The organism is uncultured Flavobacterium sp. (assembly GCF_963975515.1).
In the GTDB taxonomy this organism is placed as follows: Bacteria; Bacteroidota; Bacteroidia; order Flavobacteriales; family Flavobacteriaceae; genus Flavobacterium.
In genome coordinates, this window is record NZ_CAXBGY010000005.1 from 101,305 (window position 1) to 125,438 (window position 24,134).

The following is a 24,134-nucleotide window of genomic DNA, read 5'->3' on the forward strand; positions in this document are numbered from 1 at the left end:
ATATTAAATATGAATTAAGATTTTTTATTAATAAACAATTGTTAATAACCTTAGGCTATATCTTCGTTTGTTGGGTTTGTAATTTCCTCTAAAGGTTTAAAGTTTCTTTTACCAAAAATGGCTTCTAAATCATCTTTAAAGATTACTTCTTTTTCAATTAGGATATCAGCTAATTGATTTAACTTATCTATATTTTCTTCAAGTAGTTTTAAAGCTCTTTCGTACTGACCCTCAATTAAAATTGAAATTTCGTCATCAATAACTCTTGCTGTTTCTTCAGAATAGGGTTTAGAAAAATTATAATCATTTTGCCCTGATGAATCATAATAGGTTATGTTTCCTAATTTTTCATTTAATCCATAGATAGTAACCATTGCTCTGGCTTGTTTTGTTACTTTTTCTAAATCACTCAATGCACCTGTAGAAATTTTATTGAAAACAACTTTTTCTGCAGCTCGACCACCCATAGTGGCACACATCTCATCTAACATTTGTTCTGTACGAACAATTTGTCTTTCTTCTGGCAAATACCAAGCAGCTCCAAGACTTTGTCCACGAGGAACAATAGTTACTTTTATTAAAGGTGCTGCGTGTTCTAGCATCCAACTTACAGTAGCGTGACCAGCTTCGTGAACTGCAATAGCTCTTTTTTCATCTTTAGTGATGATTTTGTTTTTCTTTTCTAAACCACCAATGATTCTATCCACTGCATCCAAGAAATCTTGTTTGTCAACAGCTGTTTTGTTGTTTCTTGCTGCAATTAAAGCAGCTTCATTACAAACATTAGCAATATCAGCACCAGAGAAACCTGGAGTTTGTTTTGCTAAAAATTCTGTATCTAAACCTTCAACTTTTTTAAGAGGCTTTAAATGTACTTCGAAAATCTCTCTACGTTCTCTAATATCTGGTAAGTCAACATAAATTTGTCTGTCAAAACGTCCTGCTCTTAATAAGGCTTTGTCTAAAACATCAGCTCTGTTAGTTGCTGCTAATACAATTACATTTGAATTAGAACCAAAACCATCCATTTCGGTCAAAAGTTGATTCAACGTATTTTCTCTTTCATCATTTCCACCTGACATGTTGCTTTTTCCTCTCGCTCTACCGACAGCATCAATTTCATCAATGAAGATAATTGAAGGGGCTTTTTCTTTAGCTTGTTTGAATAAATCGCGAACACGTGAAGCACCAACACCAACAAACATTTCAACAAAATCAGATCCTGATAAAGAGAAGAAAGGAACTTTAGCTTCACCTGCAACCGCTTTTGCTAATAATGTTTTACCTGTTCCAGGAGGACCAACTAATAAGGCTCCTTTTGGAATTTTTCCACCTAGTGCTGTGTATTTTTCTGGAGTTCTTAAGAATTCAACAATTTCTTGTACTTCTTCTTTTGCTCCTTCTAAACCGGCTACATTAGCAAATGTCGTTTTTACATCTGTTTTTTCATCAAATAATTTAGCTTTAGATTTTCCAATACTAAAAATTTGACTTCCACCTCCACCAGCGCCTCCACCAGACATTCTTCTCATCATGTAAATCCAAACACCTACTATAATAAGTATTGGTAAAAATGAAAAGAAAATCTCAGTCCAATCACCAGTTGATTTAAAATCATAATTAGTTATTAAACCTTTATCAGAGGCTTCTACAAGTTTCTTTTGAAATAATTCTTCATTACCAATATTTTCTAATAAGTAATGTGGTCCTTTTTCGTTAACTTTTCCTAAAACATCTTTGTTTACGCCATCGTATTTCTTATCGCTTAAAACATCTTTTTTTAAGTAAATCTCAGCTGTTTTTCCATTAAATACAACAACTTTTTCAACTTGAGATGAATCTAAAAGTTGATTGAATTTTGAAATTGTAGATGGTTTAGGGTTGCTTAAATCAACACCAGATGAAGCCAATTGAATAATGAAAAATAAGGCAAGTACTGAAAGGAATATATACCAAGGGCTAAATTTAAAGCTTGGTTTTTTATTATTATCTTTTGACATATTTAATTTTTATTTTCTAATGAAATTATTTTGGCATCACCCCATAAACCCTCGATGTTATAATATTCTCTAATGTGCTTTTGGAAGACATGAACTACTACATTAACATAATCCATAAGAACCCATTCGGCATTATCAGAACCTTCTACATGCCAAGGTTTATCTTTTAATTCTTTTGAAACTACTTTTTGGATTGAGTTAACAATTGCGTTAACTTGTGTGTTAGAATTTCCGTTACAAATAATATAATAATCGCTTACGGTGTTGTCAATTCCTCTTAAATCAAGAATATTAATATCGTTTCCTTTTACATCTTCTATACCTTTAATGATATTTGCTATCAAATCATCATTATTCACTTTCTTTTTAGTCATCTAATTTTTTTACTTTATGCAAATTTAACAAAATTTGTCTTTACATTTGAACGTTAACAAAAGTTTACAAAAATTATTTTTGCATATGAATATCATCAAACTAAATGCCACAAACTCAACTAATGACTATTTAAAGGATTTAATGCGAAAACAGTTTGTTGATAACTTTACAATTGTGGTAGCAAACAACCAAGAAAAGGGTAGAGGTCAACGTGATGCTGAATGGTTAAGTGAATCGGGTAAGAACTTAACGTTTAGTGTTTTAGTGAGGGATTTAATAATGAGTCCGACTGAGTTATTTACATTAAATATTGCTGTTGCTTTAAGTGTTTTTGAAACCTTAAATCAACTGACAAGTAAAAAATGTGCTGTTAAATGGCCAAACGACATTATGGCAGATAATAAGAAAATTGCTGGAATTTTAATTGAAAATGCAATTCAACAAAATGGTGAAATTTATTCTGTAATAGGAATTGGTATAAATGTGAATCAAATTAACTTTAATTCTATTAGTAATGTTACTTCTTTAAAACTGCTAGAGAACTTAGATTTTAATTTAGATAACGTATTAAATGTTTTATTAGAAAACTTAAAGCAAACTATTTCTTTAGTTCGAATTAAAAGTGATTTGTTGTGGAAAAATTATTTAGATAACTTATTTAAAAAAGAAATTCCCACAACTTTTGAAGATGCGAATCAACAAAAATTTATGGGAATTATTAAAGGTGTTTCTTCTATTGGTCAACTTCAAGTTTTGCTTGAGGATGATTCCATAAAAAATTATGGCATAAAAGAAATCAAAATGTTGTATTAGTTAACGATAATTTTTTTGGTAACAGATTGATTTTCTGAACTTAACCTCAACAAATAAAATCCTTGTGGTAAATTATCTAAAGTATATGTATTGTTGTTAAATATTGGTTTTTGAATTACTTGAATCAATTGTCCGTTAAGGTTAATTAATTGAATTTCGTCTAAAGCTACTTCAGATTGAATATTAATTCTATGATCATTTGATGGATTTGGATAAACTGATATACCTTCTAAACTAACAAAATCTTGGGTAGAAAGTGCTGCACATTGTGTTGGCCAAATTTGGCACACATATTCAGGATGATCTATGTATGGATTTCTATTGTTTTGAAAAGAATAAACAGCATTATTTTTAGCAATTTCATATGCACTTACTGGGTCTTGATTATGCCAAGTAATTAAAATGTTTAGAAAGGCATTTGTGTAAACTTGATTGTTGGTGTTGTTGAACATATCATAACTCCAACTCGTAACTTCATTTTGATAGCGAGTTGCAAAATATAACATTGCTCTAGCAACATCTCCTTTAAATTCATTTATAGGTTCAAAAACGGTGCCTGAATATCCAGCTGAATATCCAGAATTTAAGTTGCTTCCTCTTTTAGAGCCATTTGTAGAAGTATATGCTACAGAACTTACAACTCCAAAAGGAAAATTACCTCTTGCTCCATTAACAGAACCATCACTAGGAACAACAAAATGTGCATCAGAATACATTGGATAATTGCTGTTAAAAACAGATTGTGGCATTAAATGCTCTCTGTTGTAACAAGAACCTTCGCCAGAATAATTTCCACATTGCTGGTTTGTACTTGTGTATTCATAAGAGTCTGGACCAGAAGGCTTTTCAGAATAAATATCCAGTAAAGAGCTGTTGTTTTCGTAATAATTATCTCTAAAAGCGGTATTAGTATACAGCGTCCATAAATCACCATAGTCGGCTGAACTGTTGGAATTCGTGTTATTGGCAATTATGTTTCTTAAATTAGTCTTAAGTGTATAGCCTGTTCCTGTTGCAGAATTGTAATAACCTGTCGGAATTTGAGCAAAACCAGTGGTTACGCTCAATAAAAATAATAAAATGTAATTCTTTTTCATATCAATATAATTATATTTTTTTTTCCATTAATGCCATATAAAACCCATCAAACCCTGATTGATGCGCTAATACGCTTTGATCTTTCACTAATTTGAATTTTTGTCCTTCTTCTGTTTTTAAGAACTTTTGAACCTGTTCTTGATTTTCTGAAGGTAAAATCGAACAGGTAGCATATACCATTTTTCCGCCTGGTTTTACTATTCTTGAATAATTATGTAAAACTTCTTCTTGAACTTTTTTGATGTTTTCAATAAATTCAGGTTGTAATTTCCACTTACTATCTGGGTTTCTTTTTAAAACTCCTAATCCACTACATGGTGCATCAATTAATACTCTGTCTGCTTTATCATAAAGTTTTTTAATGACTTTTGTAGAATCAATAACTCTAAATTCAGCATTAAAAACACCATTTCTTTTGGCACGAATTTTTAATTGTTTCAATTTACTTTCATAAATATCCATAGCAATTAATTGTCCTTTGTTTTCCATTAAAGAGGCCAAGTGTAGTGTTTTTCCACCTGCACCTGCACAAGTATCAACAACTCTCATTCCTGGTTTAACATCTAAATAATAAGCTACTAACTGAGACGAGGCATCTTGTACCTCATAGAAACCTTCTTTGAAAGCAGGAATCATAAAAACATTTGCTCTTTCTTTTAATACAAGTGCATCTGGTTGATCTTTTATCAATTCTGTTTCAATGTTGTTGTCCATTAAAATAGCACGTACTTTTTCTTTAGTAGTTTTTAAAGTGTTAACTCTTAAAATTACTTTAGCTTGTTCGTTTTGAGCCGTAAGTTCTTTTTCCCAAACTTCTAGTCCTAATTCTTTTAAACCTAATTCGTCTATCCAATCTGGAATAGCTTCTTTGAATTTTCTAATTTTAGTTAATTCATCAAAACGGCCTTTGATTTTTCGGGTTGGAGTAGCTTCAAAATATTTCCAATCTGGTAATTTAATTCCTCTTAAAACTGCCCAAACTGCAAAAATTCTCCAAATATCATCCCTTGTAAAAGGATCTTTTACTTCGGCAATTTCGGTGTATAATCTTTTCCAACGAACTATTTCGTAGATAGTTTCGGCAACAAATTTTCGGTCATGACTTCCCCAACGTTTATCTTTTTTTAAGGCTTGTGCTACCATTTTATCGGCATAAGCACCTTCATTAAAGATGGCCATTAATGAATCAATAACTGTAAATACTAAATTTCTGTGTAATCTCATTTCTTTTTTAATCAGCTTGCAAAGATAGTATTAATAATGTGTTTATGGAATTTTTTAATCATAAAAAAAGACCACAATTAATGCGGTCTTTTCTTTTGGATGATTGATGATTATTTTATTCTCTTCCACCTCTTGATGAACCACCTCTTGATGAACTTCCTTTTGAAGAAGAACCTCTAGAACTTCCTACTGATGAAGATGAACTTCTTGACGGTGAACTAACTCTTGGACTTGAGCCAGAATTTGAACGAGAAGAAGTATTTACTCTAGGAGATGATTTAGTTCTTGATGAACTAGTTGCTCTCGGAGAAGATGAAGTGTTTCTTGGACTCTCATTTCTTGTAGAAGTGTTACTTCTTGGTGAAGAAGTCGTCGTTCTTGGGTTTTCGTTTCTTGTAGAACTATTTACTCTTGGCGAAGATGAAGTGTTTCTTGGACTTTCATCTCTTGTAGAAGTGTTGTTTCTTGGCGAAGAATTAGTTGTTCTAGGATTCTCATCTCTTGTAGATGGGTTTACTCTCGGAGAAGATGAAGTGTTTCTAGGATTTTCGTCTCTAGTAGAAGTAGTTGCTCTTGGTGATTTTGTACTTCTAGGACTTTCATCTCTTGTTGAAGCATTATTTCTAGTACCTCTTGGCGAAGATTCAATTCTAGGTTGAGTATTTCCTCTTTCTCTTGTATTTACGGTTCTTACATCTCTTGTTCTATCTAACTCATGTCTGTTTGAAACAGTTGCGTTTCTATGAGAAAATGAACGATTTGGATATCTTGTTTCATAACCATGTGCTCTTCTTCCGTGATAAGCATTATATGAAACTCTACAGTTTCTATAATTAACGTAGTTGTAAGAGTGACCATATCCACCAATATATACATTTATGTGATTTCTATACCTGAATATTGGGAATGGACTCCAATATGAATAATAAGAAGGATAATAATTCCAATACCAACTAGAATAATATGGACGATAGTTATTTACCCAAAATGTTGTGTAAATTACAGGTGTGTGAACATAAACTGGTTCATAAATGTAATTATCACCATACATATATACGTCTCCAACAACTTGTACTTGTACTTTATTATTTTTATCTCTTTGCACTTCTATTGAAGCTACATCTTGATATAAATCTTTGTCAATTACAGATTGAATTACAATAATGTGATCGTTTCCTTCAATAGATTCGATAACACGTAAATAATCAACATAATTATCGTCGTTTAAGTCTAGATTACTAATTTGAGCTTTTGGATCGTTTATTCTTTTTTCAAAATCTTCTAAGTCAGAAGATTCTCCAAATATAGTGGCAATAGCTCTTAAATCTAAATTATCACTAATTTCAGATGAATTGGCTGTAACAGTTGTTTTATCTTGAGCGTTAACAAACATAGTTGTTAAACTAAATAAAAGGGCGAGGGTAAATAATTTTTTCATAATATATAGTATTAAGTTACTAAACTGTTTGAATTTTTACATTCGATTAGTAATATTCAATATTCGTGCCAAAGTTTAATTTAAACAGTTAGTAATCTGTTAATCAATGTTTTGTGAAATTTTATTTTTATAGTTTGAATTTAGAATTGTTTTCTAACTTTACAAAAAACAAATTAAGATGAAATATTTTCAATACATTTTTATTCTATTAATAATAAATGCATGCAGTTCTCAAAAAGAAATAAACACTAACTATTCTAACGTTGAAATACAATCAATTTTAGAGGATAAAATAAGCATTAGGGCTATTTTAACGGATGAAAATTATCTTTGGTATGCAGGAAATGAAGGTAATTATGGAAAAGTAAATTTGAAAACGAATGAAGTTTCAAAATTTAAAATTCAATCAGATACAATTGTTAATGAAATACGAAGTATAGCTCAAACTAAAGACTTTATATTTTTGTTAGCAGTTGCAAATCCAGCGAATGTTTATAAAATTTCAAAGAAAGACAATTCGCAACAAATTGTTTATTCAGAAATTAATGAAAAAGTATTTTATGATTCCATGCAATTTAAAGATGAACTTAATGGAATAGCAATGGGTGATCCAACAGAGGATTGTTTATCAGTAATCATAACTAATGATGGTGGAAATATTTGGGAAAAATCTTCTTGTAAAAGGTTACCAAAAGTTGAGGAAGGAGAAGCCGCTTTTGCTGCAAGTAATTCGAACTTAATTATAACTAATTCTAAGGTGTTTTTGGTTTCAGGTGGAAAGAAATCAAGAGTTTTTGTAAGTGATGATTTTGGAAAGAATTGGCAAGTTTATGAAACACCAATCGTTCAAGGAGAAGCTATGACCGGAATATTTTCAGCAGATTTCTATAATGATAAAATCGGATTTATAACGGGTGGAAATTATGAAAAACCAAATGATAACTCAAACAACAAAGCCATAACTTTTGATGGTGGAAAAACATGGAAATTAGTTGCAAATGGTCAAGGTTTTGGATATGGTTCTTGTGTGCAGTTTGTTCCAAATAGTAAAGGGAAATCATTAGTTTCTGTTGGTGCAAACGGAATTCAATATTCAAGCGACTTTGGAAATTCTTGGAAGCAATTAAATGAAGATAAAGAACTTTATACAATTCGTTTTTTAGACCATAAAACTGCTTATGCAGCTGGAAGAAATAAAATCATCAAGCTTAATTTTAATGAATAAAAAAGGGAAAGGCTACTCATATATTATGAATAGCCTTTTTCAATAGCAATTTTCCCAATCTTAAATTATTATTAGAATACTAAAACTACATTTAAAGTAAAATCATCATAAATAACTTTATCTCCTAAACCATCAAAAATACTTCCTGAATTATATTCGATTCCGTATTTAGTTCTGTCTATAACTACTTCAGCAGTTGCAGTATTGTCTTTTACAACTATATCAAAAACTACTTCATTTGTTTTGTCTTTGATAGTTAAATCAGCATAAATAGTATAAGTATTATTTTCTTTTGTAGCGATTTTTTTGAAAACTAATTTTGAAGTTGCATATTTATCTGAACCAAAAAAGTCATCAGCTTTTAAATGTCCTTCTAATTTTCCTTTCGATCCACCTTGTAAATCAGTAACTGTAATACTTGTCATGTCTACAGTGAAATTTCCACCTACTAATTTTTTTGCTTCAAATACTAACGCTCCTTCTTTTAAATTTATAGTTCCTTCATGTTTTCCTGTAACTTTTTTTCCAACCCAGTTAATGGTACTTTTTGAAGCATCTACTTTTGTTGTTTTTTGAGCTGTTGCTGAAAAGGTCACAAAAGCTACTAATACTAATGCAATTGATTTTAATTTTTTCATTTTTTTGTTTTTAGTTATTGTTTTTATTAAATTGTTTCGAATAATTCGTTAATTGGTTTTCTTACTTTCGGATAATGTTGTGTTGCATCTTCTCCATGACGATAACCAATAGTTGCAACTAAAGAAGCATTAAGTCCTAATTTATCTAAGCCTAATATTTCATTGTATTTTGCTGGCTCAAAACCTTCCATTGGTGTAACGTCAATTTTTAATTCAGCTGCAGCATTTAACAGATTTCCAAGTGCTAAATAGGTTTGTTTTGCTGACCAAATTGATTTTTGTTCAAGGTTTAAACCAGTAGCAATATTAGTATTCATCATATCGCTATAGCCTTTTAAATCTTCGATTTTTAGGCCTCTAATATTTGCCATGTTAATCAAATAGTCACTAATATGATTTGCTTGAAGATCAATTATATTTGCAAAAACAAATAGGTGAGAAGCATCTGTAATTTGTTCTTGATTCCACGAAAAAGGTTTTAACTGCTTTCTAATTTCTGGATTTTCAATAATTAGTACTTTATAGGGTTGTAATCCATAAGAAGAAGCACTTAGTTGAATAGCTTCTTTAAGCGTTTCTAAGTCTTGACTTGATATTTTTTTCGTAGCATCAAATTTCTTAGTTGCATAACGCCAATTTTGATTTTCTAAAAATGTATTCATTTAATTGTTTTTATTTATTTTATACTGTTCTAAATTTTTCTAATAATTCGTTTAATGTAATTAATTCTGATTCTGTTAAGTTTTTTGCAAAACACTTTTCGTGATTAATAACTAAAGGGTCTAATTTTTTTAATAATCTTAATCCTTTTTGAGTTATGGTGATTTCCATTTTTCTTCTGTTATTTGGACAGATTTCTCTAGTAACAAGTTCTTTTGCTAATAATTTATCAACCAATCTAGTTGTGTTACTTGTTTTTGCAATCATTCGTTCTTGAATGTTACACATGTTAGTAGCTTTTCCATTTTGGCCTCTTAATATTCTTAATACATTAAATTGTTCGGCTGATAAATCAAAAGGTTTTAATAATTCATTAAATTTTTCTGATATAACATTTTGAGAATACATCACGTTTAATAATGTTTTCTTTTCAATGGCTAAATTTAAATTACTTTTAATAACATCTTCAATTTTCATAATTGTATATACAAATATTAACACGACAAATGTAGTGTCTTTTTTTAATTGTATATACAAATGTTGATTAATTTTTTGTTAAAGTTTTGAAATTATATTTTTGAGTGTAACTTTGACAAAAATTAATAAGAATATGAATTTAGATAAAAAAGACTGGTGGAATAACTTTTTAGCTGATGAAAATGGTGTTATTCTTGACGTTAGAACAGATGATGAGTTTAACAGTGGTAAAATTCCGGGTGCTTTAAATATAGATATATATAAAGGCCAAGGATTTATTTACATGGTTGAAGAGTTAGATAAAAACAAAAACTACTATATATATTGTGCAGCTGGTGGAAGAAGTGGACAAGCATGTGGTATAATGAATCAATTAGGTTTTGAAAAAACTTATAATTTATTAGGTGGAATGTCCGAATGGGATGGGCCTAAAGAATAATAAAAAAGAGCTAATATTAATTAGCTCTTTTTTATTTATGATATTTTTTTAAGTAAATTTTTTTCTAACAATGTAATCTTCTTTCCGGCCAATTCAATTAGTCCATTTTTATTAAATTCTGAAAGTAATCTGATGCAACTTTCAGTGGCTGTTCCAATTAATCCAGCTAATTCTTCTCTCGATAATTGTAATCGTAAAGAATTATCTTCATTAACTCCAAAGTTTTCTTCTAAATATAATAGGGTTTCAGCTAAACGTTGTTTAACAGTTTTTTGAGCCATATTAACCATATGATCATCAGAATCTTTTAAATCGCCACAAATAGCTTTCATCATATTCATAGAAAACTGATTGTTTTCATTAAAAAAGCCCATTAGTTCTGTCTTTGGAATAAAACAAACTTCCATGTCTTCTAAAGCTATTGCACTTAAATTTGCAGCTTCTTCACTAATCATAGAACGTTGCCCTAAAAGTTCTCCAGGTTTTGCTAGTTTTACTATTTGATCTTTTCCATTGTCAGAGAGTTTAGTCATTTTACAGACTCCTTCTTTAATACAAAAAACACCATTTACTGTTTCTCCTTCTTCAAAAAGAGGTTCTCCTTTTTTAATAGTGTATGATGTTTTGCAATTAGCCATCTTTATTAATTCCTCTTTGTTAAGAGCATTTAATGAACTAAATTGCCTAACAATACACTGTTCGCATTTACTCATAGATAATTTTTTTATCCTTTTTACAAAGATACTTAAAGTATGACAAATATCATATTTTATTTTATCAACAATTATAACCTTTGCAACAGGTAAAATGAGCAAATTATGGACACAAATAACTGTTTCCATTGTGGTAATGATATCATAAAAAAAGAAGAAGTTATTTTTGACGATAAGAGTTTTTGTTGTAATGGTTGTAAGACCGTCTACGAAATTTTTAGTCAGAATGATTTATCTTGTTATTATGATTTTGAAAATGCACCTGGTGCAACACCACAGGAGATTAAAGGAAAATATGATTTTTTAGATGATGAAAAAATTATCGCAAAACTGTTGGAGTTTCAAGAAGATACAACTTCTATTGTTTCACTTTACATTCCTCATATACACTGTAGTTCGTGCATTTGGATTTTGGAAAATTTACAAAAACTTCAAAGCGGAATAAATACTTCGCAAGTAAACTTCCCAGAAAAGAAAGTTAGGGTTACATTCAATCCTACAAAAACTTCACTTAAAGATATAGTTTATCTATTAGGTTCAATTGGTTATGAACCATATATAAGTTTAGATAATTTTGATGAAGGTAAAAAAGTTATTGATAGAAGTCTAATTTACAAGGTTGGAGTTGCTTTTTTCTGTTTTGGAAATATTATGTTGTTATCATTTCCGGAGTATTTTGAAGTTGATGAATTTTGGATAAATCAATACAGAGGATTTTTTAGATGGTTGATTTTTGCATTGGCTTTACCATCATTTTTATATTCAGCATCAGATTACTATATTTCGGCTTATAAAAGTATTAAATCTAAAATGCTAAACATTGATATTCCTATTGCTTTAGGAATTTTGGTAATGTTTGTTAGAAGTACAGTTGATATTCTTTTTGATTATGGACAAGGTTTTTTTGATAGCTTAACGGGTTTGATTTTCTTTATGTTATTAGGGAAGTTATTTCAACAAAAAACATACAGCTTTCTTTCGTTTGAACGTGATTATAAGTCTTATTTTCCAATTGCAATTACAAAATTAAATTCAGATGGAACAGAAATTCCTGTTCAAGTTTATGATATAGAAAAAGGAGATAGATTGTTAATTAGAAATCAAGAATTAATTCCAGTTGACGGAATTTTAATTTCCGAAAAAGCTTCAATTGATTATAGTTTTGTAACAGGAGAAGCCATTCCAATCGAAAAAAAATCAGGAGATAAATTATTTGCTGGTGGAAGAATGATAGGAAGTGTCATCGAAATGGAAGTTTTATTTTCCGTTTCTCAAAGTTACTTAACGCAATTGTGGAGTAATGATGTTTTTCAGAAAAAAATAGAACAAAAACATAAAACGATCACAGACAAAGTTAGCCAATATTTTACACCAATATTATTGTTACTAGCTTTAGTTTCATTTGTTTTTTGGTTATTTATAGATGTTTCAACGGCTTTTAATGTGGTAACAGCGATATTGATTGTTGCTTGTCCTTGCGCAATGGCTTTGACAGCTCCTTTTACATTAGGAAACGTATTGCGAATTATGGGAAAACAAAAATTATATCTCAAAAATGCAACTGTAATTGAACAACTAGCCAAAGTTGATACAATAGTTTTCGATAAAACAGGGACCATAACATCTAATAAAAAATCAACTATAGAGTTTGAAGGAAATGATTTATCTAGTGACGAAAAAGCTTTAATTAAAAGTGTAATTAGAGGTTCAAATCATCCTTTAAGTAGAAAGATTTATGAATTTTTACCCAATTCTGCTAAAATTGAAATCCAAGAATTTGAAGAAATTACTGGAAAAGGAATTATTGCTAAGGCAGATGATTCGAAAGTAATAATTGGTTCATCTTCTTTAGTAGAAAACCAAATTGAAGAGATCGCAAAACAAACGAAAGTTCACCTAAAAATCAACGATGTTTACAAAGGATATTTTGTTTTTGACAATCAATATAGAAATGGAGTAGAAGAGTTGTTTGAAAGGTTAAAGACTAAGTATGAATTAATAATTCTTTCAGGAGATAATGAAGGAGAAACAGAAAATCTTCAATCTTTATTGCCCAATAAAACGGAATTAATATTCAATCAAAAACCAGAGCAAAAACTAGAATATATAGAACAATTGCAAAAAGAAGGTAAGAATGTAATGATGATTGGTGACGGTTTAAACGATGCAGGAGCATTAGCACAAAGTAATGTTGGAATTTCTATTTCAGAAAATGTAAATGTCTTTTCTCCAGCCTGTGACGGAATTATAGATGCTTCTCAATTTTCTAAAATTGGTTATTTCTTAAATTATTCCAAAAATTCAATGCGAACTATTTACATGAGTTTTGGATTGTCTTTGCTGTATAATATTGTTGGATTGTCTTTTGCAATTACTGGAAACTTATCACCTTTAGTAGCTGCAATAATAATGCCTTTGAGTTCTATTACTGTGGTGAGTTTTGTAACTCTAATGAGTAATTATTATGCAAAGAAAAAGTATTAAAAGCTTTTATTATTTAACTATATTTTGTTGGTTTTTGGTGAATTATTATTAACTTCATCAATTGAAAATAGAATAATTTTAACAAAATTTTAAAGTATGACATTTGTCATATTTTATGAGTGTAATCAGTGGTAAATTTGCTACTTAAACTTATGGTATGAGTGTAATTTATATTTTAATCACAGTAAGTATCGTGGTTGCAGTAGTTTTCTTAATTGCTTTTATAAAAGCAGTTAAAAGTGGTCAGTATGATGATGACTATACACCATCGGTCAGAATGTTATTTGACGATGAATTAGTAAAGAGTACAAACAAAATAACAAAAACAGATAAACAAAAACTGAATTAATTATGGAGAAAGAACAATTTTATTACGACAACAAAATTGTGAGAAACTTCCTTTATGCTTCAATTGCTTTTGGAGTTATAGGAATGTTGGTAGGTCTTATAGTAGCCTTCATGTATTTATTTCCAAATATGACCGACGGAATTTCGTGGTTAAGTTATGGAAGATTAAGACCATTGCACACTAATGCTGTTATTTTTGCCTTTGTAGGAAATTCTGTTTTTGCAGGAGTTTATTATTCTTTGCAAAGACTATTAAAAACTAGAATGTATAGCAATTTCTTAAGTCAATTAAACTTTTGGGGTTGGCAATTAATCATTCTTGGAGCAGCAATCACGCTACCTTTAGGTTTTACAACGTCAAAAGAATATGCCGAATTAGAATGGCCGTTTGATATTGCTATTGCACTTATCTGGGTAGCTTTTGGTGTAAACATGATTGGAACAATAATAAAAAGGAGAGAAAGACATATTTATGTTGCTATTTGGTTCTATTTAGCTACGTTTATTGCAGTTGCTTTACTTCACATATTTAATAGTATTGAAATCCCTGTTTCTGCATTCAAATCATATTCAGTTTATGCAGGAGTTCAAGATGCTTTAGTACAATGGTGGTACGGTCATAATGCAGTGGCTTTCTTTTTAACTACCCCAATCCTAGGATTGATGTATTATTTTGTGCCAAAAGCAGCTAATCGTCCTGTATATTCATATAGATTATCAATCATTCACTTTTGGTCTTTAATCTTTATATATATATGGGCTGGACCACACCACTTATTATATTCTTCATTACCAGATTGGGCTCAAAACTTAGGAGTTGTATTTTCAATTATGTTAATTGCTCCATCTTGGGGTGGTATGATTAATGGATTGTTAACCTTAAGAGGTGCTTGGGATAAAGTACGAACAGATCCTGTTTTAAAATTCTATGTAGTTGCAATTACAGGTTATGGTATGGCTACTTTTGAAGGACCAATGTTGTCTCTTAAAAATGTAAATGCTATTGCTCATTATACAGATTGGATTGTAGCACACGTTCATGTTGGTACATTAGCTTGGAATGGATTTATGGCTTTTGGTATGATTTATTGGTTAATACCAAGAATGACTAAAACAAAATTATTTTCAACAGGATTAGCAAATTTCCATTTTTGGATTGGTACTTTAGGTATTGTTTTATATACTTTACCAATGTATGTAGCTGGGTTTACTCAAGCTTCAATGTGGAAACAATTTAATCCTGATGGTTCATTAGTTTACGGAAATTTCCTTGAAACAGTAACCGAAATTATGCCAATGTACGCTATGAGAGCTGTTGGTGGAACATTATATTTTATTGGTATTTTAGTATTAGTTTATAATATTGTAAGAACCGTTAGATCTGGTTCACCTGTAGAAGATGAATTAGCTGAAGCACCAGCATTAACTAAAATTTCAAACAAGCAATTAAAAGGGGAAACTTGGCACTCTTGGTTAGAAAGAAGACCGGTTCAATTTACAATATTAACAACTGTAGCTGTTGCTATTGGTGGAATAGTTCAAATTGTTCCAATGTTGGTTGTAAAATCTAACATTCCAACTATTTCAAGTGTAAAACCTTATACACCTCTAGAATTAGAAGGTAGAGATTTATATATACGTGAAGGTTGTAACAACTGTCACTCGCAAATGATACGTCCATTCCGTTCAGAAGTAAAACGTTATGGTGAATACTCTAAATCGGGAGAATATGTATACGACCACCCATTCTTATGGGGTTCTAAAAGAACTGGTCCGGATTTACATAGAATAGGACAGAAGTATAATGATAATTGGCATTTTAATCACATGTGGGATCCACAAAGTACATCTGCTGGTTCTATTATGCCAGGTTACAAATGGATGTATGCTAATAAAGCAATGGATCATGAACATATTGAGAAAAAAATGAAAGTTATGGTAACTTTAGGAGTTCCATATACAGATGAAGAAATAGCAAATGCAAGAAAAAATATGGATGCTCAATCTGCTCTAATTGAGAAAAACTTGAGTGGTGATCCTGATTTTGTAAAATCTTATGAAGCAAGTAAAAAATCTGCTGCTGCTAGAGGTGAAGAATTTGTTCCAATGAAAGATAGAGAAATTGTAGCACTTATATCTTACCTACAACGATTAGGAACAGATATTAAAGTAAAGAAAACAGAATAATTAAAAACTCATAGTTATGTTAAAATTTATTAAACACAATCTTGAAACTATTAATGGAGTAGATATTTATCCTATAATATCATTGGTTCTTTTCTTTATTGTATTTGTATCTTTCTTTGTTTGGGCAATGACTTATAGCAAAGACAAAATCAAAGAATTAAGTGAATTACCATTTAAAGACGAACAATAATTAAAGTTTCCTCTTTCTTTATTGAAAGAGAAAGAGGAACTTTTTTTTCAAACTAAAAGCAAAGCTAAAATTAAAACAAGTTAAAAATGAAAAAAATAATTCCAGCATATGTAAGAGTTCCAGTTCTTTTTGCAATTGTTTTTGCAGCAATGGAATACTTTATTGATTCAGGAGATAAGCCTGCATTTGTTGAATATCCAATGGTTTCATTATTTCTAGGTGTATTTCTATTCTTATTAATTGCTATAGAAATAGTAGTAAGCGCTGTTGACAATGTAACCTACCAATTATTAACGGAAGAGCAAAAACAACAATTAAAAGAAGCACAAGCATTACCTTTTACAGAAGGAAAATTCTATCAAGGAATTGTGTCAAAAATGACTCGTACTACATCAATTGATCAAGAAGAAGACATAATGTTAGAACATGATTATGATGGTATTAAAGAACTAGATAATGTGCTGCCTCCATGGTGGGTATATTTATTCTATGGTTGTGTTATATTTGCAGTTGTTTATTTTGTCCGTTTTGAAATATATGGAGACTACAGTCAAGCAGAAGAGTTTGAAGCAGAAATGGCTCAAGCGGATTTAGATATTAAAGAATATTTAAAAACGGCTCCAGACATGATGGATAAGGAAAGTGTTACTTTATTAACTGATGCAACTTCATTAGCAGAAGGTAAAGCATTGTATACTTCTAACTGTGTAGCTTGTCACAGAGCTGATGCTGGAGGAGCAATTGGTCCAAACTTAACAGATGAATATTGGATTTTAGGAGGTGGTATTAAAAATGTATTTAATACGCTTGTTGAAGGGGGTAGATCAGGAAAAGGAATGATTTCTTGGAAAGATCAATTAAAACCAACCGAAATGCAGAAAGTAGCAAGTTATATACTTTCATTACAAAGCTCTAATCCAAAAGAACCAAAACCAACAGAACCAGAAGCTGTTCTATATAAAGCAGAAGGTGCAACAGCAACTGACACTGCAAAAGTTGAAACAGTTGTAGATTCTACAGCAACAAAATAAAAAATAAAAGGTTTTAAGTTTGTTGCTTAAAACCTTTTTTAATTCGTTTTAGAACAAAGTATTTAAAACAAAAAAATATGTCATTACCAGACGAAAGTTTTAGAGATTCCATCGGAACAATTGATGCAGAAGGTAAAAGAAATTTTATTTTTCCTAAGAAACCTTCTGGAAAATTCTTTGATAGAAGAAAATATCTAAGTTATATACTATTAGCTTTTTTATTATCAGCTCCTTTTATTAAAATAAATGGAAATCAATTTTTATTGTTTAATGTAGTAGAACGTAAGTTCTCCATTTTTGGATTTCCTTTTTGGCCACAAGATTTTCATTTGTTTGTTATGTCAATGATTATTGGAGTTGTTGGTTTAACACTATTTACTGTAGCTTTTGGTAGAATTTTTTGTGGTTGGTTTTGTCCGCAAACTATTTTTCTAGAAATGGTTTTTAGAAGAATAGAATATTGGATAGATGGTGATAGAGGTTCACAAATGCGTTTAGATAAACAAAAATGGGATGCTGTTAAAATTAGAAAAAGGGTGTCAAAATGGATTATCTTTTTTATAATATCATTTATAATTGCTAATGTGTTTTTAGCCTATTTAATAGGTAGTGATAAACTTTTTCAATACATAACCGAAGGACCAATTAAAAATTTAAGTACATTAATTACTTTATTAATTTTTACAAGTATATTTTATTTTGTTTTTGCTTGGTTTAGAGAGCAAGTCTGTATTATAGCTTGTCCTTATGGAAGAATGCAAGGTGTTCTTTTAGACAACAAATCTATCAATGTTACTTATGATCATGTAAGAGGAGAAGGTGAAACTGGTAGAGCAAAATGGGATAAAAGAGAAAATAGAGCTGAAACAGGTAAAGGTGACTGTATAGATTGTAATCAATGTGTTGTGGTTTGTCCAACTGGTATTGATATTAGAAATGGAACTCAGCTTGAATGCGTAAACTGTACTGCATGTATTGACGAATGTGACACCATAATGGAAAAAGTAGGATTACCAAAAGGACTAATCCGTTATGCCAGTGAAGACGAAATCGTTAACAAAGAAAAATTCAAGGTAACGACTCGTATGAAAGGTTACATTACTGTGCTAACTATTTTAATTGGAATGTTAATTGGGCTTTTATTTTTACGAAATGATGTTGAAGCAACAGTTTTAAGATTACCTGGACAATTATTTGAACATAAAGGTGAAAATATCAGTAATATTTTTACTTATAAAATTGTAAATAAAACAGTTAAAGATTTTGATAGTATTCATTTTAAATTAGCAAGCCCAAAAGGAACTATTAAATTGGTTGGAAATCCTAACGTAAAAATTAAAAAAGAAGGGTTAGCGCAAGGAACATTATTCATCGAAATAAATCCTGCTTTTCTAGATGGTGATAAAACTAGAGTTAAAATCGAAATATATAACAAAAACGAACTTATTGAAACTACAAAGACTAACTTTTTAGGACCAAGAAGTTTTGATTAAAAAAATAATGTTATGAAAATTAATTGGGGAACAGCAATCGTAATAGCTTTTGGATTATTTATGACATTCATATTGTATTTCGTTTTTAAAGTACAATCAGATTCTAAATATGATAATGAATTGGTTACAGAAGATTATTATAAAAAAGAATTACAAGTTCAAGGAAGTATAGAAAAACAACAAAGTGCTAACAAATTAGAACATAAAGTTGTTGTTAAAAAATCAGTTGAAGGAATTACAATAGAGTTCCCTTCAGATTTTGATTATAAAAACATAAAAGGAAAAGTGTCCTTATATAGACCGTCTAGCCAAAAGTTAGATTTTGAAATTCCAATTTCATTATCTTCAACAAATTTGCTCATACCTAATAGTGATTTGGTTGGCGGTCTTTGGGACATTTCTATAGACTGGACTTATAATGAGTCAAGTTATTTAAATAAAGAAACAATATATTATTAAAAAAAAAGTGTGCTTTTAGAGAAATGGTGATTCTTAATTAGTTTATTGGTTATTAGTATTTATTTTAATCCATTATCTAAAACACACTTTTTAATTTTATAAAATGATTTATTCAGCTATCATATTAGGTTTAATTAGTAGTTTTCACTGCATAGGAATGTGTGGTCCAATTGCTATGATGTTACCTGTTGATAGAAATAATCCAGCCAAAAAAGCAACACAAATCTTAACCTATCACATAGGTAGATTAACAGCTTATTCTAGTTTAGGATTGTTGTTTGGTTTATTAGGGAAAGGATTATCAATTGCAGGATTACAACAACAATTATCAATTGTCGTTGGTTTGTTAATGATTATAGTAGCAATTGTTCCAGAAAAAGTTTTTGCTCGTTACAATTTTTCAAGACCTATTTATAAAATCATTTCAAATGTAAAATCAAGTTTAGGAAAACAATTTAAAAATAAGAGTTATAAGTCTCTTTTTACAATAGGGTTACTTAACGGTTATTTGCCTTGCGGAATGGTTTACGTAGCTTTATTTGGAGCAATAGCCATGCAAAGTTTACCTATTGGAACCTTATATATGTTTCTTTTCGGATTAGGTACAATTCCATTGATGAGTGCTGTAGTTTATATAGCTAATTTCATCACTCCAAAAACCAGAAACTCTATCCAAAAAGCAATTCCGATTTTAACTATTTTAATCGGAATGTTATTTATCGTTAGAGGTTTAGGTTTAGATATTCCATACATTTCTCCAAGTAATATGAGCTTGTTTGTGCAACCAGAAGCGAATTGCCATTAGTTTGGATATTCAGATTTTCAGACTATAGATTTTCGGACAAAAAATTTACGTAAACCAAGCTATCTGAAAATCCAATATCTGAAAATCCAAAAATCTATATCGTCATTGAAAACAACTGTGTTTGTGGCGCTTTTCGAATCAATCTTAAATCAAAAGCCATGCAAATATTACGTACATAAGGTTTTCCTTTTTCGGTAACTTTAATTGAATTTCCTTCAATAGTTAATAAACCATCTCCTTTCATTTCCTGAAGATTCTTTATTACATCATTGATTTCTTTAAATTTCATTGTATCCATCTCCCAAGATGTTGTAAACTGACACATTAAATTTAAGATATGTTTTCTGATTATTAAATCTTCATCCGTTAATAAATGACCTCTAAAAACAGGTAATTCATTTTTTTCTAAACGAGCATAATAATCTTCTAAAGTTTTTTCATTTTGAGCAAAAGCATACCAACTATCACTAATAGATGAAACTCCTAAACCAATCATTAATTGTGTTTTTGATGAAGTATAACCCATAAAATTTCTATGTAATTTGCCTTCTTCAAACGATTTTGTCATGCTATCTTCTTTCAAAGAAAAATGATCCATTCCAATTTCGATATAATTATTTTTAGCTAACTGAATCTTACCTTTTTCATATAATTCACGTTTTTCGTCATCTTTTGGTAAATCTTCATCTTTAAATCCACGTTGTCCATTTCCTTTAATCCAAGGCACGTGAGCGTAACTATAAAAAGCTAATCTATCAGGTTGTAATGATTTAGTCTTATCAATCGTATCCAAAACATCCTCTAAAGTCTGAAAAGGTAAACCAAAAATTAAATCATGTCCAATAGATGTATATCCAATTTCTTTAGCCCAAAGCGTAACTTTTGCAACATTATGAAAAGGCTGAATTCTATGTATTGCTTTTTGTACTTTTTCGGAATAATCTTGAACACCAAAACTAACTCTTCTAAATCCTAAATCATATAAAGATTGAAGATGTTCTCTAGAAGTATTGTTGGGATGACCTTCAAAACTAAATTCATGTTGAGGTGCTTTTTCTGCTTTTTCAAAAATACCATTCATCAAGCGCTCTAAATTTTCGGGAGAAAAAAACGTTGGCGTTCCACCACCTAAATGAATTTCTTTAATAATTGGTTTATCAGGTAATAAATCACAATATAATTTCCATTCTTTTAAAACAGCATCTATATATGGATGTTCTACTTCATGACGTTTTGTAATTCGCTTATTGCAACCACAAAAAGTACACAAACTTTCGCAAAAAGGTAAATGAATATATAAACTTATTCCCTCTTCTGTATTAGATTCATCAAATGATTTTTTAAATGAATTCTTCCAATCAGAAACAGTAAACAAATCTTCTTCCCAATAAGGTACCGTTGGATAACTAGTATACCTTGGACCAGGAACATTATATTTTTGCACGAGTGTTTGCGACATAACTTTTTTAATTTAATCAAATGTAGTGTAGCTTTATAAAATTAAAAATGATAATTATCATATTTGCTGTTTGTAACATATATTACATAATTTACCTGCTTTAATTTGTAAATTTGTTCTTAAATAATATAGAAAATGAACGCAAAATTTAATGAAATAATAAACCAAAATCAATTGGTATTAGTTGACTTTTATGCTGATTGGTGTGGACCGTGTAAGATGATGTCACCCATTTTGCAAGAAACAAAAACAGCTGTAAAAGATGATGTTAAAATAATAAAAATAAATGTGGATCAACATCAAGATTTGGCTTCAGAGTTTATGGTTAAGGGCGTACCAACATTTTTGTTATTCAAAAAAGGAAAGATGCTTTGGAGACAATCTGGTATTTTAAGTAAAAATCAATTGATAGAAATTATTAATCAACATAAAAGTTAATATTTTTTTCTTATTTTTATAAAAAAATTTAGATATGAAAAATATATTTTTAAGCTTAAGTGTTTTATTAGTAGTTGCTTGTTCTTGTGTAAAACAACAAGAAGGAGTTACATTAGTTGATTCGAATAAATTTGAAGAACAAATGAAAGAATCAACAAGTCAAATTGTAGATGTTAGGACTTCTGAAGAATTTGCAGAAGGGCATATTCAAAAAGCCGTAAATATTGATGTTAATTCAGCTGATTTTATCACAAAAATTGCTACATTAGACAAAGAAAAACCAGTTATGGTATATTGCAGATCTGGTGGTAGAAGTGCAAAAGCCGCAGGAATCTTAAAAGAAAACGGATTTAAACAAGTCTATGATTTAGATGGTGGAATTATCGACTGGAATGCTGCTAATAAACCAATAGAAAACTAATTAAAAACAAAGTGTTATTATGAAAAAAAATATAGGAAATGGCGATAGATTTTTTAGAATTATGATAGGAATCATTGCATTAATTTTAGTTATGGGTAATGTGGTAGAAGGAACTTTAATGTGGATTGCTTTAGCAGTTGGCGTTATAATGGTTGCTACTTCTTCATTACAATTTTGTCCGTTATATACTCTGTTTGGATTTAGTACTTGCAAAGTAAAACCAAAGAAAAAATAGATAAAAAAACCGAAATGAAAGTTTCGGTTTTTTTTTATGACCTAGGTTTATTAATTCCTCTATCATAAAGTACAATACTTCCTGCAACGGAAACATTTAAGCTTTTCTCTGATTTGAATTTGATTAAAGAATGACACTTTTCCATAGCCACTTTTGTTAAACCATTATCTTCTGCACCTAAAAGATAGACACAACGTCTTGGATGATGAAAAGTTTCCAAATCTTCTGCTTTTTCATCTAATTCTACACCAACTAAACGTGCACCTTTAGGTAAATTTTTAAAGAAGTCTTCAAAATTTTCGTAGTGAAAATAAGGCATTGATTTAACAGCATTGTGTGTGTCACTTGCTTGTTTGGCATATCTATTTCCTATGGTAAAAATAAAACTTGCTCCTAAATTCTGTGCAGAACGCCACAAAACACCAAGGTTTTCTGGAGTTTTTCCGTTTTGTATTCCAATTCCGAAGAACTCATTTGTGAAATTATCATTCATAAGGCAAAAATACAATGTCAAAAATAAAACATCACTATTTTACTTAATTTAATTCAAACGAATTTCTACTTCTCTTTTTTCTAACTTTAAAAGTTCAATTTTACGTTGCCAAATTTCAATTTCATATTCAGCATCATTAATTTGTTCTTCCTTTTTTTTAGCTGAACGAAAAATTCTATATCCTTTCGCTTTTTCTAAATCTTCTTTTGCATCTTCTAATGCTTTGTAACTATTTGAAATTGCACTTAAAATTTCTTTATAAGTATCTTCATCAGCTTGTTTCCTCGATTTATCAAATCGGTCTTTTTCTGCTTGTCCTTTTTTGGTTAAAATTTTAGATTGCTCATCTAACTTTTGCTTTTGAGCTTCAATTTCTTTTAAATAATTCTCTTTTTGAATTTCTTTATTGGTTTTTTCAATATCAATTATTTTTTTTGATTGATAATTCATTAAACCTAAAGTGAATATAACTAAAACTAAACCAAATAAGATTATATAAATTAGTTTCTTATTCTTACCATTAACAACATTGGTTGTGGTTGAATTCTCATTGTTTTTTTCTGAATTTGTTGTAGACATTAGGGTTTAATTTATTTATCAATAATTTCTATTTGCTCTTCTTTTGTGGCAACAATTTCGGGTTTCCCTTTATACATTTTAACAATTCCAGTTATACAAACTGTTTTGTTTTTTAAATGCGTTGGAATATCATAACTAAAATTAATTAAATCTTTTTCGAATATTACAACTACAAATTTTTCCTTTGGATAAGGCTTTCCAAAATTAATAAACGTAGTTTTCTTGGTTTTATTGGATATAAAAATTCCTTGTACTTTGGCACATATCGTAACTTTTTTTCCTTCGTAATGCTGTAAACTATCTATTGAAACGGTTTGCGAGAATATTAAATTTGTAAAAAGGACAATTAGAATAGTTAATATAATGCTTTTCATTTTTATACATATTAAATTTAAAAGTAAGAAAATCTATT

General features: G+C 29.7%; 27 protein-coding genes. 14 read left to right on the forward strand and 13 right to left on the reverse strand.

The genetic code is table 11. The features are described from left to right. Positions 1-50: 50 nt before the first annotated feature. Together ftsH and rsfS are read right to left on the reverse strand one after the other, a co-directional pair. Positions 51-2,000: an ATP-dependent zinc metalloprotease FtsH gene (gene ftsH, locus AAC008_RS07735; RefSeq protein WP_339888530.1), complete on the reverse strand. Its 1,950-nt coding sequence runs from the start codon at positions 1,998-2,000 to the stop codon at positions 51-53. 2 nt (positions 2,001-2,002) lie between these two features. Next, positions 2,003-2,374, reverse strand: a complete 372-nt coding sequence (rsfS, locus tag AAC008_RS07740) for a ribosome silencing factor (RefSeq protein ID WP_339888532.1) — start codon at positions 2,372-2,374, stop codon at positions 2,003-2,005. Positions 2,375-2,459: 85 nt separating this feature from the next. Here rsfS and AAC008_RS07745 point away from each other — a divergent pair, with 85 nt between their 5' ends. Beyond that, positions 2,460-3,188 (forward strand): biotin--[acetyl-CoA-carboxylase] ligase, encoded by a 729-nt coding sequence (locus AAC008_RS07745; RefSeq protein ID WP_339888534.1) that lies wholly within the window; start codon positions 2,460-2,462, stop codon positions 3,186-3,188. Here the strand turns inward: AAC008_RS07745 and AAC008_RS07750 are convergent. The 3 genes from AAC008_RS07750 to AAC008_RS07760 form a co-directional block, all read right to left on the reverse strand. Then, on the reverse strand, positions 3,185-4,285 hold the full coding sequence (locus AAC008_RS07750) for an endonuclease (RefSeq protein ID WP_339888536.1): 1,101 nt from the start codon (positions 4,283-4,285) through the stop codon (positions 3,185-3,187). The two genes, AAC008_RS07745 and AAC008_RS07750, sit on opposite strands and share 4 nt — an antisense overlap. Positions 4,286-4,295: 10 nt before the next feature. Continuing rightward, on the reverse strand, positions 4,296-5,510 hold the full coding sequence (locus AAC008_RS07755; RefSeq protein WP_339888538.1) for an RsmB/NOP family class I SAM-dependent RNA methyltransferase: 1,215 nt from the start codon (positions 5,508-5,510) through the stop codon (positions 4,296-4,298). Between the two features lie 115 nt (positions 5,511-5,625). Further along, a complete protein-coding gene (locus AAC008_RS07760) occupies positions 5,626-6,948 on the reverse strand; it encodes a hypothetical protein (RefSeq protein ID WP_339888540.1) in 1,323 nt (440 codons plus the stop codon). Positions 6,949-7,126: 178 nt separating this feature from the next. Between AAC008_RS07760 and AAC008_RS07765 the strand changes: the two genes are divergently transcribed. After that, on the forward strand, positions 7,127-8,173 hold the full coding sequence (locus AAC008_RS07765; RefSeq protein ID WP_339888542.1) for an oxidoreductase: 1,047 nt from the start codon (positions 7,127-7,129) through the stop codon (positions 8,171-8,173). A 71-nt stretch (positions 8,174-8,244) separates the two neighbouring features. On the opposite strand, the gene AAC008_RS07770 is transcribed toward AAC008_RS07765, so the two are convergent. Genes AAC008_RS07770 through AAC008_RS07780 form a run of 3 tightly spaced genes read right to left on the reverse strand, consistent with a single transcriptional unit; the run spans position 8,245 to position 9,948 of the window. Then, complete coding sequence (locus AAC008_RS07770; RefSeq protein WP_339888544.1) at positions 8,245-8,811, reverse strand: YceI family protein; 567 nt, start codon at positions 8,809-8,811, stop codon at positions 8,245-8,247. Positions 8,812-8,837: 26 nt separating this feature from the next. Continuing rightward, a complete protein-coding gene (locus AAC008_RS07775) occupies positions 8,838-9,473 on the reverse strand; it encodes an NAD(P)H-dependent oxidoreductase (RefSeq protein WP_339888545.1) in 636 nt (211 codons plus the stop codon). 19 nt (positions 9,474-9,492) lie between these two features. Next, on the reverse strand, positions 9,493-9,948 hold the full coding sequence (locus AAC008_RS07780) for a MarR family transcriptional regulator (protein ID WP_339888547.1): 456 nt from the start codon (positions 9,946-9,948) through the stop codon (positions 9,493-9,495). Positions 9,949-10,081: 133 nt separating this feature from the next. Between AAC008_RS07780 and AAC008_RS07785 the strand changes: the two genes are divergently transcribed. Further along, on the forward strand, positions 10,082-10,387 hold the full coding sequence (locus tag AAC008_RS07785) for a rhodanese-like domain-containing protein (protein WP_339888549.1): 306 nt from the start codon (positions 10,082-10,084) through the stop codon (positions 10,385-10,387). A 35-nt stretch (positions 10,388-10,422) separates the two neighbouring features. Here AAC008_RS07785 and AAC008_RS07790 read toward each other — a convergent pair whose 3' ends face one another. Then, entirely contained in the window at positions 10,423-11,100 is a 678-nt protein-coding gene (locus tag AAC008_RS07790) for a Crp/Fnr family transcriptional regulator (RefSeq protein WP_339888551.1), read from the reverse strand. Positions 11,101-11,205: 105 nt separating this feature from the next. Here AAC008_RS07790 and AAC008_RS07795 point away from each other — a divergent pair, with 105 nt between their 5' ends. The 8 genes from AAC008_RS07795 to AAC008_RS07830 all read left to right on the forward strand — a co-directional run bounded on the left by AAC008_RS07795 (position 11,206) and on the right by AAC008_RS07830 (position 20,097). Next, on the forward strand, positions 11,206-13,584 hold the full coding sequence (locus tag AAC008_RS07795) for a heavy metal translocating P-type ATPase metal-binding domain-containing protein (RefSeq protein WP_339888553.1): 2,379 nt from the start codon (positions 11,206-11,208) through the stop codon (positions 13,582-13,584). Positions 13,585-13,741: 157 nt separating this feature from the next. After that, positions 13,742-13,933 (forward strand): cbb3-type cytochrome oxidase assembly protein CcoS, encoded by a 192-nt coding sequence (ccoS, locus tag AAC008_RS07800; RefSeq protein ID WP_339888555.1) that lies wholly within the window; start codon positions 13,742-13,744, stop codon positions 13,931-13,933. A gap of 2 nt (positions 13,934-13,935) precedes the next feature. Then, complete coding sequence (gene ccoN, locus AAC008_RS07805; RefSeq protein WP_339888557.1) at positions 13,936-16,119, forward strand: cytochrome-c oxidase, cbb3-type subunit I; 2,184 nt, start codon at positions 13,936-13,938, stop codon at positions 16,117-16,119. Positions 16,120-16,135: 16 nt separating this feature from the next. Next, positions 16,136-16,309 (forward strand): CcoQ/FixQ family Cbb3-type cytochrome c oxidase assembly chaperone, encoded by a 174-nt coding sequence (locus AAC008_RS07810; protein WP_339888559.1) that lies wholly within the window; start codon positions 16,136-16,138, stop codon positions 16,307-16,309. An 86-nt stretch (positions 16,310-16,395) separates the two neighbouring features. Beyond that, positions 16,396-17,340: a cbb3-type cytochrome c oxidase N-terminal domain-containing protein gene (locus AAC008_RS07815; RefSeq protein ID WP_339888561.1), complete on the forward strand. Its 945-nt coding sequence runs from the start codon at positions 16,396-16,398 to the stop codon at positions 17,338-17,340. Between the two features lie 77 nt (positions 17,341-17,417). After that, positions 17,418-18,833 carry a cytochrome c oxidase accessory protein CcoG gene (gene ccoG / locus AAC008_RS07820; protein WP_339888563.1) on the forward strand — a complete coding sequence of 472 codons (1,416 nt, stop codon included), beginning with the start codon at positions 17,418-17,420 and terminating at the stop codon, positions 18,831-18,833. Positions 18,834-18,845: 12 nt separating this feature from the next. Continuing rightward, a complete protein-coding gene (locus AAC008_RS07825) occupies positions 18,846-19,292 on the forward strand; it encodes a FixH family protein (RefSeq protein ID WP_339888565.1) in 447 nt (148 codons plus the stop codon). Between the two features lie 103 nt (positions 19,293-19,395). Next, entirely contained in the window at positions 19,396-20,097 is a 702-nt protein-coding gene (locus AAC008_RS07830) for a sulfite exporter TauE/SafE family protein (RefSeq protein WP_339888567.1), read from the forward strand. 94 nt (positions 20,098-20,191) lie between these two features. On the opposite strand, the gene hemN is transcribed toward AAC008_RS07830, so the two are convergent. Further along, complete coding sequence (gene hemN / locus AAC008_RS07835; protein WP_339888569.1) at positions 20,192-21,556, reverse strand: oxygen-independent coproporphyrinogen III oxidase; 1,365 nt, start codon at positions 21,554-21,556, stop codon at positions 20,192-20,194. Between the two features lie 135 nt (positions 21,557-21,691). Here hemN and trxA point away from each other — a divergent pair, with 135 nt between their 5' ends. The 3 genes from trxA to AAC008_RS07850 are packed head-to-tail and all read left to right on the forward strand — an operon-like array spanning position 21,692 to position 22,650. Then, a complete protein-coding gene (trxA, locus tag AAC008_RS07840; protein ID WP_339888571.1) occupies positions 21,692-21,994 on the forward strand; it encodes a thioredoxin in 303 nt (100 codons plus the stop codon). Between the two features lie 34 nt (positions 21,995-22,028). Further along, the gene (locus AAC008_RS07845; protein ID WP_339888573.1) at positions 22,029-22,415 is read left to right on the forward strand and encodes a rhodanese-like domain-containing protein; all 387 of its coding nucleotides are present in this window, start codon (positions 22,029-22,031) and stop codon (positions 22,413-22,415) included. Positions 22,416-22,434: 19 nt separating this feature from the next. Next, positions 22,435-22,650 (forward strand): DUF2892 domain-containing protein, encoded by a 216-nt coding sequence (locus AAC008_RS07850; RefSeq protein WP_339888575.1) that lies wholly within the window; start codon positions 22,435-22,437, stop codon positions 22,648-22,650. 34 nt (positions 22,651-22,684) lie between these two features. Here AAC008_RS07850 and AAC008_RS07855 read toward each other — a convergent pair whose 3' ends face one another. Genes AAC008_RS07855 through AAC008_RS07865 form a run of 3 tightly spaced genes read right to left on the reverse strand, consistent with a single transcriptional unit; the run spans position 22,685 to position 24,096 of the window. Continuing rightward, entirely contained in the window at positions 22,685-23,143 is a 459-nt protein-coding gene (locus AAC008_RS07855) for an RNA methyltransferase (protein WP_339888577.1), read from the reverse strand. A 48-nt stretch (positions 23,144-23,191) separates the two neighbouring features. Further along, the gene (locus AAC008_RS07860; RefSeq protein WP_339888580.1) at positions 23,192-23,722 is read right to left on the reverse strand and encodes a hypothetical protein; all 531 of its coding nucleotides are present in this window, start codon (positions 23,720-23,722) and stop codon (positions 23,192-23,194) included. Positions 23,723-23,733: 11 nt separating this feature from the next. Beyond that, on the reverse strand, positions 23,734-24,096 hold the full coding sequence (locus AAC008_RS07865; RefSeq protein WP_339888581.1) for a hypothetical protein: 363 nt from the start codon (positions 24,094-24,096) through the stop codon (positions 23,734-23,736). Positions 24,097-24,134 lie beyond the last annotated feature (38 nt).

Excerpts from the sequence above, each read along its gene's own strand:
- ftsH (WP_339888530.1), bottom strand. The coding sequence starts at position 2,000 with ATGTCAAAAGATAATAATAAAAAACCAAGCTTTAAATTTAGCCCTTGG.
- rsfS (WP_339888532.1), bottom strand. The coding sequence starts at position 2,374 with ATGACTAAAAAGAAAGTGAATAATGATGATTTGATAGCAAATATCATT.
- AAC008_RS07745 (WP_339888534.1), top strand. The coding sequence starts at position 2,460 with ATGAATATCATCAAACTAAATGCCACAAACTCAACTAATGACTATTTA.
- AAC008_RS07750 (WP_339888536.1), bottom strand. The coding sequence starts at position 4,285 with ATGAAAAAGAATTACATTTTATTATTTTTATTGAGCGTAACCACTGGT.
- AAC008_RS07755 (WP_339888538.1), bottom strand. The coding sequence starts at position 5,510 with ATGAGATTACACAGAAATTTAGTATTTACAGTTATTGATTCATTAATG.
- AAC008_RS07760 (WP_339888540.1), bottom strand. The coding sequence starts at position 6,948 with ATGAAAAAATTATTTACCCTCGCCCTTTTATTTAGTTTAACAACTATG.
- AAC008_RS07765 (WP_339888542.1), top strand. The coding sequence starts at position 7,127 with ATGAAATATTTTCAATACATTTTTATTCTATTAATAATAAATGCATGC.
- AAC008_RS07770 (WP_339888544.1), bottom strand. The coding sequence starts at position 8,811 with ATGAAAAAATTAAAATCAATTGCATTAGTATTAGTAGCTTTTGTGACC.
- AAC008_RS07775 (WP_339888545.1), bottom strand. The coding sequence starts at position 9,473 with ATGAATACATTTTTAGAAAATCAAAATTGGCGTTATGCAACTAAGAAA.
- AAC008_RS07780 (WP_339888547.1), bottom strand. The coding sequence starts at position 9,948 with ATGAAAATTGAAGATGTTATTAAAAGTAATTTAAATTTAGCCATTGAA.
- AAC008_RS07785 (WP_339888549.1), top strand. The coding sequence starts at position 10,082 with ATGAATTTAGATAAAAAAGACTGGTGGAATAACTTTTTAGCTGATGAA.
- AAC008_RS07790 (WP_339888551.1), bottom strand. The coding sequence starts at position 11,100 with ATGAGTAAATGCGAACAGTGTATTGTTAGGCAATTTAGTTCATTAAAT.
- AAC008_RS07795 (WP_339888553.1), top strand. The coding sequence starts at position 11,206 with ATGGACACAAATAACTGTTTCCATTGTGGTAATGATATCATAAAAAAA.
- ccoS (WP_339888555.1), top strand. The coding sequence starts at position 13,742 with ATGAGTGTAATTTATATTTTAATCACAGTAAGTATCGTGGTTGCAGTA.
- ccoN (WP_339888557.1), top strand. The coding sequence starts at position 13,936 with ATGGAGAAAGAACAATTTTATTACGACAACAAAATTGTGAGAAACTTC.
- AAC008_RS07810 (WP_339888559.1), top strand. The coding sequence starts at position 16,136 with ATGTTAAAATTTATTAAACACAATCTTGAAACTATTAATGGAGTAGAT.
- AAC008_RS07815 (WP_339888561.1), top strand. The coding sequence starts at position 16,396 with ATGAAAAAAATAATTCCAGCATATGTAAGAGTTCCAGTTCTTTTTGCA.
- ccoG (WP_339888563.1), top strand. The coding sequence starts at position 17,418 with ATGTCATTACCAGACGAAAGTTTTAGAGATTCCATCGGAACAATTGAT.
- AAC008_RS07825 (WP_339888565.1), top strand. The coding sequence starts at position 18,846 with ATGAAAATTAATTGGGGAACAGCAATCGTAATAGCTTTTGGATTATTT.
- AAC008_RS07830 (WP_339888567.1), top strand. The coding sequence starts at position 19,396 with ATGATTTATTCAGCTATCATATTAGGTTTAATTAGTAGTTTTCACTGC.
- hemN (WP_339888569.1), bottom strand. The coding sequence starts at position 21,556 with ATGTCGCAAACACTCGTGCAAAAATATAATGTTCCTGGTCCAAGGTAT.
- trxA (WP_339888571.1), top strand. The coding sequence starts at position 21,692 with ATGAACGCAAAATTTAATGAAATAATAAACCAAAATCAATTGGTATTA.
- AAC008_RS07845 (WP_339888573.1), top strand. The coding sequence starts at position 22,029 with ATGAAAAATATATTTTTAAGCTTAAGTGTTTTATTAGTAGTTGCTTGT.
- AAC008_RS07850 (WP_339888575.1), top strand. The coding sequence starts at position 22,435 with ATGAAAAAAAATATAGGAAATGGCGATAGATTTTTTAGAATTATGATA.
- AAC008_RS07855 (WP_339888577.1), bottom strand. The coding sequence starts at position 23,143 with ATGAATGATAATTTCACAAATGAGTTCTTCGGAATTGGAATACAAAAC.
- AAC008_RS07860 (WP_339888580.1), bottom strand. The coding sequence starts at position 23,722 with ATGTCTACAACAAATTCAGAAAAAAACAATGAGAATTCAACCACAACC.
- AAC008_RS07865 (WP_339888581.1), bottom strand. The coding sequence starts at position 24,096 with ATGAAAAGCATTATATTAACTATTCTAATTGTCCTTTTTACAAATTTA.